Raw genomic sequence first — 8,471 nt, forward strand, 5'->3', positions numbered from 1 at the left:
TCGCCCTTGAGGACGTTGAAGAGCTGGGGGACCTCGTCGATCGAGTAGCGACGGATGAAGGCACCCACGCGCGTCACGCGTGGATCACGCGTGAGCTTGGGCAGCTCGGCCAGGGTCTTGCCCTCGGCAGCCAGCAGCGCCTCCAGCTCGTCGTCGGCGTCCACCCGCATGGAGCGGAACTTGATCATGCCGAAGGTCCGCCCTCCTTGGCCCACGCGCTCCTGGTGGTAGAAGACGGGGCCCGAGCTCGAGAGCCTCACCGCCAGGGCGCTCCCCAGGAGCAGCGGGCTGAAGACGGTGATCAGGAACATCGCGCCGATGCGGTCGAAGAGCGTCTTGCCGAGGCGGCCGGCGCCGGCATACTGCGGCTCACTGACGTGGAGAAGAGGCATGCCGGACACGTCGTCGAGGGTGAGGCGGGCCGACGAGACGTCGAGCACGTTGGGCGAGAGCAACAGGGCGATACCGGTCCCCTCGAGCTGCCAGGTCAGGTCGCGCAGGGACTCGTGGCCGAGGTGCTCGGTGTCGGTGACGACGACCGCTCTCGCGCCGGAGACCGCCAACGCCTCCGTGAAGTCGACGTGCGACGACATCACCGGGATGTCGCGGGTCGCGGCGTCCAGCAGGCTGGCGAGTGGCATCGCATCGTCCGGCACCCAGACCCCCGAGACCCGATAACCGGCCGCGATGTGTTGGACGAACCAGCGCGCGACCTGCCCGGCCGCGCGTTCGCCGCCGACCACCAGCACCGGGGTCATGGCCCGTCCTTCCTGACGCGCCTTGTGCAGCCACGCGCGCGCGATCTTGCGCTCGACGAGCAGGCCGACCAGGCCGAGGGGGAAGGCGGTGGCGAAGTAGAGCCGGGAGGCATCGACCTTGAAGGCCACCGACAGCAGCGCCAGCACGGCGAAGGCTCGGAAGGTGGCGACGACGACGCGGCGATACTCCTCGGCACCGTGGCCCACCACTCGAAGCTTGCGAGTCTGGTGAATCTGGAGGGATCCCCACCACATGCCGGCAAGAAGGAGGCCGAGCACGGGGTAGGGCACGTGTACGCCGTCGAATCGAGTCTCCGGGGAGGAGACACCGAACCGGACGGCTTGCGCGGTGGCCAACGCCATCAGGAGAACGACGAGGTCGCCGACCAGCAGGGCGCGCGCATAGCGCTTGCGCCAGTCCGAGGCCTCGCCCGCGGGGACTTCGACAGCACGCGGTTCGGTGGCGAAGTATCGGCGGGTGGCGAACTCCGCCGCTTCTTGAGCGTTACTCAACTCCGACATACAGCCATTCCCCCGATAAGACGTCTGGACTAGTCTCGTACCCAGGACACCCATCCGCAGCCGTTTCCCACGATGCGACCGGATTCTTTCCCGTGTTTCTGGCCACCGTGGAGGAGGGAGCCCACCCGAAGTCCAACGAGCAGTCGGCGAACGGGCTACGCGAGGCTAACCCTGGGGCTGTGCCCAGACCTTCACCCAGTCGACGTCCATCTGCTGGGGCAGCTTGTCCTCGCCGTCGAGGTGCTGGAGCTCGTAGTCGGAGCTGAGCAGGCTGAGGATCAAGAACTCGGGCTGGCCGGAGACGCCCTGGGTGATCGTGTCGGTGACCTGGCCGTCGATCCGGAAGACATACTTCTTCGGCGTCCACTCGACGGAGAACACGTGGAACTTCGAGGACCAGTCGCCGCCGAACTGCTCGGGGTCCGGCAGCCAGCCGCCGGCCGTCCTGCCCTTCTCCGTGGGGTGCCAGTAGACGAAGCTGGTCAGGCCGCCGTCGGGGTGGTCGTCGCCGAAGTACTCGATCACGTCGATCTCGGCGCCGGTGAGCTTCGCATCCCCGGTCGGCTCCGGGCCGAAGCCCTGCAGCCAGAAGGAGCCGTGCTGGCCGCGCTGCTCCTGGAACTTGATGCGCGCTGCGGCATACCCATAGGTGAAGCTGAATCCGCTGCCGAGGTGGCCGTTGAGGCGGTAGTCGTACTCCTTGCCCTTGACCCGGCACGTGCCCTTGTCCGGGTCGTCGAGGACGCTCAGGCGCAGCACGCCGTCGACCCACTCGACGGCGTCGTCGGAGGCTCGCGAGCACAGCCGGACCCCGGCGTACCCCTGGTCGCGCGTCCCCCAGGCATCCTTGACCCGCTCGTCGAACTCGTCGGTGAAGGTCGCGGCGGGAGCGTCGTCGGTGGACAGATGGATGCCGACCGGGGTGTCCCCGTCGGAGACCACCCGCATCTCCTTCGCCTCGCCGACGCTCAACGCGACCCGTCCGTCGGCGTCGGTCTTCGCAGTGTCCTCGAGCCTCCAGCTGTCACCGTCGACCACCTGCAGCTCGACCACCTGGCCGGCCTTGGCGCCCTCGACGGTCGCATCGACGACGTACTCCGCGTCCGTGGACTTCTCGGTGTCCCCGCCCGGGTCCGCCAGCTGTGGCAGCACGCTGGCGGTGATGCCCGCGCCGTCCTCGTAGTCGGACTCGGTGAGATCGATCCCGGAGGCGCCCGAGCACGCGGTCAGCGTGGCGAGGCAGACGAGCGCGGCGGTACGGCGCACGGCGGCGCTGGATCGGGACATCTAGCCATTCTTTCCCAGCCTCTGCGGGGACGGCGAATCGGCCGAGGCGTTGGCACCCCCGGATCGGATGACGGGGTTGGAGAAGTCAACTATCGTAGGGGGGTGGATACAGACGTGTCCCGCCGGACCCTGATTCGTACGGCGAGTTGGAGCGTGCCCGTCGTGGCCGTGGGCGTCGCCGCGCCGGCCTTCGCTGTGTCCCCCGGCGTCTGGAGGATCACGTCCGCGTCGTTCGAGGGCAATGCGTCGGGCGTCCGCAACAACAACGCCACCTACCAGTTCCGCTTCAGTATCGACGTGCCCAGCGGGACGACCGTCACCAACCCGAGCGCGTCCTTCAGCTCGACACCCGAGGGGAACGGCACCCGCATCACCGGCGTCAATCCCACCGGCACCGTCGACGGCTGGAACGTCACCGGATCGGACACCACGCTGACCTCGGCGGGTGCCTACCGGTCGTTCAGCTTCACGCGTGGCGCCAGCATCGTCGGGCCCGCCACCGTCACCCTCAACTTCAGCATGGACGACGTGGCCAACACCGACATCGGCGCCGCCGGTCGACCATTCGTCTTCACGTCGAGCAGTCCCGCCACCGGGCCCAACACGACGTTCACCGTGCTCCAGACCAATCAGGGAGCCGATCCCTTCTTCATCACCAGCCCCCCGGCCTGAGCCCGATCAGCTCGGGCGCACGCGCAGGCCGAGCAGGTAGAGCTCGCAGCCCAGGCACAGCCCGAACACCGCGTTGAGCAGGGCCGCCACGAGGGCCAGCCCGATCGCCACCTGCGCGACGAGCACTGCGCCGATCGCGAAGCCGAGCAGCGCCACGCCTGTGAAGACGAGGCCCACAGCCTGGGCGAACCGTGGCGGGCGCTCGTCCTCGAGCGTGGCCGGCGGCGCGAGCCTGGGCCGGACGAGCGCCTTGAAGACGTAGGCCGTCGGCGTGCGCTGCACACCCAAGGTGACGCCGGCCAGGAAGAATGCGGCCTGTACGGCCACGATCGCGACGGCCGCCGGTGTCGGCACCACCAGCGCCGCCGCCAGCAGGACGAGGGTCACGGCCGCGGTGAAGCGCGGTCCACGAGGATCGATCACGAGGCGACTCCACTCGGCAGGGCGGCGAGCACCTGGCCGCGTCGGGGTGCCCCCGCCGCGCGCGCCACCTCATGGCCGCGCGCGTCGAGCACCAAAGTGGTGGGAGTACGCCGAACGTCAAGCGCCCGCACGAGGTCCAGGTGCTGCTCGGCGTCGATCTCGAGGTGGCGTACGCCGTCCTCGCCCTGGGCCACGTCGGCGAGCACCACCCGCGTCGTGCGACAGGGGGCGCAGAAGGCGGAGGAGAACTGGACCAGCGTCGCCCGCTCGCCGAGCGACTCCTGGGGAAGGGCGGCGTTCACGTGGCCCCACGTCGGGGAGAGGGGCTCAGAGGCGAACGTGCCGTCGGTCGCGCGTCGGAACAGGCCGAAGCCGACCGCGACGACGACGGCGACTCCCAGGACCACGAGACCTGTCACGACCTGCTCCTCTCAAACCTTGTTCAACCAGCGGCGGTGGAACGTCGCGAGCGACCCCCGGCATTCCCGGGAGCCGCTCGCGACCTGCGTCACGTCGATCAGATCGCGACCGCGACCTCAGCGACCGAGCCCACGGCTGCGGTGACGCTGGTGTCGACCGGTGAGGCCTTGGGGGCCAGCGTCCGCAAGGTCCACTCGCCGTCGCCGGCGAAGAACCGGAAGTGCCCGGTCGCCGAGGTCGGGACCTCGGCGGTGAACTCGCCGGTGCGGTCCAGCAGTCGCACGTAGGCTCCCGCGACCGGCTCGCCCTCGCGGGTGACCTGGCCCTGGATCACGGCCTCGATCTGGGTGTTGACTCCGTCGAGCGAGAGACCGCCCTCAGTGGCGCCGCACATGTCAGTTGCTCCCGTCAGCAGAGCCGGGCTCGTCGCCGAGCGCCACCGGCACGCCCACGAGCGAGCCGTACTCGGTCCAGGAACCGTCATAGTTCTTGACGTTCTCCTGGCCGAGGAGCTCCTTGAGCACGAACCAGGTGTGCGAGGAGCGCTCGCCGATGCGGCAGTAGGCGATGGTGTCCTTGCTCCAGTCGACGCCGGCGTCGCTGTAGATCGTCTTCAGCTCGTCGTCGGAGCGGAATGTGCCGTCGTCGTTGGCAGCCTTGCTCCACGGCACGCTCGCGGCGGTCGGGATGTGCCCGGCGCGCTGGGCCTGCTCCTGCGGAAGGTGCGCCGGGGCCAGGAGGCGGCCGGCGAACTCGTCAGGGCTGCGTACGTCGACCAGGTTCTGGGCGCCGATGGCGGCCACGACCTCGTCGCGGAACGCACGGATCGAGTGGTCCTGCTCGGTCGCCGTGTAGGACGTGGTCGCCCGCGTCGGCAACTGGTCGGTGAGCTCGCGCGAGTCGAGCTCCCACTTCTTGCGGCCGCCGTCGAGGAGCTTGACGTCGTTGTGGCCGTACAGCTTGAAGTACCAGTAGGCGTAGGCGGCGAACCAGTTGTTGTTGCCGCCGTACAGCACGACCGTGTCGTCGTTGCTGACGCCGCGCTGCGAGAGCAGCGCCTCGAACTGCGCCTTGTTGACGAAGTCGCGGCGGACCTGGTCCTGGAGGTCGGTGGTCCAGTCGAGCTTGATGGCGCCCTGGATGTGGCCCTTGTCGTAGGCGGTCGTGTCTTCGTCGACCTCGATCAGGACGATGCCGGCGGTGTCGAGGTTGTCCTCGACCCACTGGGCGGTGACGAGCGAGTCTTCGCGGCTCATGGGAGGTGCTCCTTGATAGATGGAAGAAGTGGCGTGACAGCGCGAGGGCACGCCGCCGCGGCGGCATGCAGAAGACGAGCCCACTCTCGCAGAATAGTCCACAAGATAGGTGGACTTAGCAGAGGTTGAAGTGTGGACCCGTCAGGACATTCGACACAGCGCCGAGCGCGTGCGGCAGTGATCCACTGCGCGGCGCTTGGTCAGCATGGTCGAGAACATGCGGCAACCCTAGGCCGGGATCGGGGATCGACCAGCGGCCGTCTCACAGTATGGATGTACGTTCCATCATCTGAGATGCGCTGTGGATGACGCCAGCGGCATCGATACGAATCGTGATCGGCTGAGGGCCATGGCCGACAACCCCCTCTTCGACCCCGAGTCGCCGATCATGCGACCGGCTTCGTTCCACCGCGGGGAGAACTGCACCGACGTGGCCATTGCGCTGATAGCGGGCGGTGGATGTCGCGCGGTGTCCGCGGGGGCGCTGTCCGGGCGGCTCGGGGTGACGCCTGCGGCAGTCCTGAAGTGGTTCGGCTCCACGGCGGTGATGTGGGAGGAGATCGCTGCCGCCATCGGCAGGAGGTGGTACTCCTACCTCGACGCGCGCCTGGCCGATCTTGAGGTGTTCCAGGCCGTCGCGCTGTTCCTGCCTCACGACCAGCACGAAATCGAGTGGACGCGGGTGTGGCTGTCGATGCTCGAGCACGGCCGGCACCACGAGCTCGTGGGACGCCGACTGGCCCGGTGGGAAGCCCAGGAGCTGGAGATCCTCCATCGCGCGACGACCTGCCGCGACGCCCCGACATTGACCGCCACCATGGTTGTCGTGCGCGGCCTGCGGCAGATGGTGGCTGCCACCCACGAGCCCTTGGGTCTCGACACCGCCCACACGCTGCTTCGCCGACATGTCCAGCGTGCCTACGTGGACCGCGGGATCCCCGAGCCGGCAGCAGAGGCCGACGTGTTGCCGTCCACGCGCCGGTTCGTGTTCCTACCGCCGACGTGACCCGGTTGGTTGGTCGCGATTGGTTGGTCGCGATTGGTTGGTCGCGATTGGTTGGTCGCGACCAACCAACCGGGCCACTTGTGAGCTGCTCCGGCGGAGGTAGGTAGCGAGATACCTACCTCCGCCATGAAGTGCCCCGATCTGCGGGGTTTGGTAACGACGTACCAACCGGCCGCGGCGTCAGGTCCGGGTCACGCCCGATCGTGGGGTCAGCGCTTGACCTTCACCTTCTTGGACACGTCGTTGGATCCGACCTTGCCCTTGCCGGTGAAGAAGAAGACCAGCTTGTGCTTGCCCTTCTTCAGCTTGCTGAGCGAGGCGGTGCCCTTGCCCTTCTTGATCTTGGACTTGGCGATCAACTTGTACTTGATCGTGCCGTCGTCCTTGACCTTGACGATCTCCTTGACGACGATCGAGCCCTTGACCTTCTTGGCCTTGACCGGGCTGGCCTTGATCTTCAACGACGCCGTGGCGCCCTTGATCTTGACCTTGATCTTCGGCTGGTAGCCCACCTTGGCCGAGGCGGCCGAGGTGGCGGAGCCGATGAGTCGACCGTTCTCCGCAACGACGCGCAGAGTCAGGCGGTCGCCGATCTGGGCAGTCGTCGGGGTGAACGTGCCGCCCTTGGCGACGACGCTGCTTCCGACGAGCCACTCGTACGTGAAGGCGGTGCCGGTCTGCAGGTTCCACACGCCCGATTCGGCACGGAGGGCCTTGGTCACCCACGGGTAGCCGGCGATGACGGGCCGCTGCGAGGCGGCCAGTCTGTTGCCGAGGACGGCGTTGAGGCCGCCCACCATCTGACCGGACTTCACGGTCACGACGACCGCGTCGTCGATCCCGGCTTGGTCCTTCCACCACTCACCGACGTGGAAGCCGGTGTTGTCGTCGAAGCGGATCTTGTAGGTGCCCGGGCGCAACGAACGCGACTCGAACGTGGAGTCCGGCTCGAAGCTGACCCCGTCGGGGGCGAAGAGGCCGTCGATCGAGCCGACCACGTCGACGTCCGGGTTCAGCGGCGTGCCGGCAAGACCGGTCACCGAACCGGCGATGCCACCGGCCCGATCGAGGACGAAGTCCACGGCGCCCACGGGAGTGCCCGGGGTGACGGTGACGGCCGGCGAGGAGTCCTGGTTCTGCACCCCGCCGAACCAGGAGCCGAACAGCGCGAAGGCGTTGTCGTCGCCCTGCTCGGAGGCACTGGCGCGCACCTTGAACTGATTCTCGTTCTGGACCTTCTCCAGCTCGGTGAAGCTGTAGATGCCCTGACGGTTCGAATAGACGTACTCGACCGTGCTGCGATCAAGGGAGCTGACCGGAGTGGTCGTCGCGGACACGAGCGCGCCCACGACCGGGGCTCCGGTGGTGTCCTTGACCGAGCCGGTGACCTCGACGGTCTTGGTCGGGTCGGCCGGCAGCGGGGTCATGTTGGCGTTGACGTTGCCCACGACCTGGTCGACACCCACGACCACCGGCGTAGCGGCGGAGAAGTCGGTGGTGTTGTTGTAGTACTCGAACCGGTATTCCCCGATCGGGTCCTCGAAGCGAACGATCTGGCTGCCGGTCGAGACGTTCTTGATCGTGTACACGCCGAACTTGTCGGTGAGGTCGGAGCGGCCACCGGCGCGCACCTCGATGAACTCGAGCGGAGCGCCCGCGTCGCTGGTCACCTGGCCGCTGATGGAACCACCGGCGGTGAGCACGACGTTGAGGAGGGCGCCGGCGCCCGTTGCCGTCACCGGCTCCGCCGCAGCGAAGCTGCCCTTGTCGTTGAAATACTCGTAGGCGTAGCCGGCGGCGGCGAAGGCGACCTTGACCGGCGAGCCCTGGGTGGCGACCTTGTAGGCACCCTTCTCGTCCGCGTAGAAGGTGCCGAGGGAACTCTCGGTAGCCGCGTCATAGACGTAGATCTGCGCACCGGCGAGTGGCTTGCCGGCCGCGTTGGTCACCGTGCCGAGGACATAGGGCTGGTCCACGGTCCACGCACCGAGCGCCACCGGTGTCCCGGCGGCCACCGTGACGGCGTCGGCCGTCGCGAGGTCCGACTTGTCCTTGTAGTACTCGACGTAGGAGCCGGTGCTGAAGGCAAACTTGTAGACGCCGTCGTCGAGGGTGTCCTGGATGTAG

The 8,471-nt window shown here is 67.9% G+C and carries 9 protein-coding genes; 2 read left to right on the forward strand and 7 right to left on the reverse strand.

What is annotated here, in order from left to right:
• Both RMO85_RS11830 and RMO85_RS11835 read right to left on the reverse strand, forming a co-directional pair.
• Positions 1-1,280, reverse strand: a 1,280-nt coding sequence (locus RMO85_RS11830) for a sugar transferase (RefSeq protein WP_310528925.1), incomplete at its 3' end; no start/stop codon positions are given.
• A 165-nt stretch (positions 1,281-1,445) separates the two neighbouring features.
• A complete protein-coding gene (locus RMO85_RS11835) occupies positions 1,446-2,567 on the reverse strand; it encodes a glycoside hydrolase family 16 protein (RefSeq protein ID WP_310528926.1) in 1,122 nt (373 codons plus the stop codon).
• Positions 2,568-2,681: 114 nt separating this feature from the next.
• Between RMO85_RS11835 and RMO85_RS11840 the strand changes: the two genes are divergently transcribed.
• A complete protein-coding gene (locus RMO85_RS11840; protein ID WP_310528927.1) occupies positions 2,682-3,239 on the forward strand; it encodes a hypothetical protein in 558 nt (185 codons plus the stop codon).
• A gap of 6 nt (positions 3,240-3,245) precedes the next feature.
• On the opposite strand, the gene RMO85_RS11845 is transcribed toward RMO85_RS11840, so the two are convergent.
• The 4 genes from RMO85_RS11845 to RMO85_RS11860 form a co-directional block, all read right to left on the reverse strand.
• Complete coding sequence (locus RMO85_RS11845) at positions 3,246-3,662, reverse strand: DUF4395 domain-containing protein (protein WP_310528928.1); 417 nt, start codon at positions 3,660-3,662, stop codon at positions 3,246-3,248.
• Positions 3,659-4,081 (reverse strand): thioredoxin family protein, encoded by a 423-nt coding sequence (locus RMO85_RS11850; RefSeq protein ID WP_310528929.1) that lies wholly within the window; start codon positions 4,079-4,081, stop codon positions 3,659-3,661. Before RMO85_RS11850 ends, RMO85_RS11845 begins: the two co-directional genes overlap by 4 nt.
• A 98-nt stretch (positions 4,082-4,179) precedes the next feature.
• Positions 4,180-4,476 (reverse strand): DUF1416 domain-containing protein, encoded by a 297-nt coding sequence (locus tag RMO85_RS11855; protein ID WP_310528930.1) that lies wholly within the window; start codon positions 4,474-4,476, stop codon positions 4,180-4,182.
• A gap of 1 nt (position 4,477) precedes the next feature.
• Positions 4,478-5,338: a sulfurtransferase gene (locus tag RMO85_RS11860; protein WP_310528931.1), complete on the reverse strand. Its 861-nt coding sequence runs from the start codon at positions 5,336-5,338 to the stop codon at positions 4,478-4,480.
• A gap of 349 nt (positions 5,339-5,687) precedes the next feature.
• Between RMO85_RS11860 and RMO85_RS11865 the strand changes: the two genes are divergently transcribed.
• On the forward strand, positions 5,688-6,344 hold the full coding sequence (locus RMO85_RS11865) for a hypothetical protein (protein WP_310528932.1): 657 nt from the start codon (positions 5,688-5,690) through the stop codon (positions 6,342-6,344).
• A gap of 209 nt (positions 6,345-6,553) precedes the next feature.
• Here RMO85_RS11865 and RMO85_RS11870 read toward each other — a convergent pair.
• The coding region (locus RMO85_RS11870; RefSeq protein WP_310528933.1) for a carboxypeptidase regulatory-like domain-containing protein at positions 6,554-8,471 on the reverse strand (1,918 nt) is incomplete at its 5' end.

Origin of the sequence: Nocardioides sp. (assembly GCF_031422975.1) — a bacterium.
GTDB lineage: Bacteria > Actinomycetota > Actinomycetes > Propionibacteriales > Nocardioidaceae > Nocardioides.

Coding starts and splice junctions, on each gene's coding strand:
- RMO85_RS11865 (WP_310528932.1), top strand. CDS start 5,688: ATGGCCGACAACCCCCTCTTCGACCCCGAGTCGCCGATCATGCGACCG.
- RMO85_RS11855 (WP_310528930.1), bottom strand. CDS start 4,476: ATGTGCGGCGCCACTGAGGGCGGTCTCTCGCTCGACGGAGTCAACACC.
- RMO85_RS11860 (WP_310528931.1), bottom strand. CDS start 5,338: ATGAGCCGCGAAGACTCGCTCGTCACCGCCCAGTGGGTCGAGGACAAC.
- RMO85_RS11835 (WP_310528926.1), bottom strand. CDS start 2,567: ATGTCCCGATCCAGCGCCGCCGTGCGCCGTACCGCCGCGCTCGTCTGC.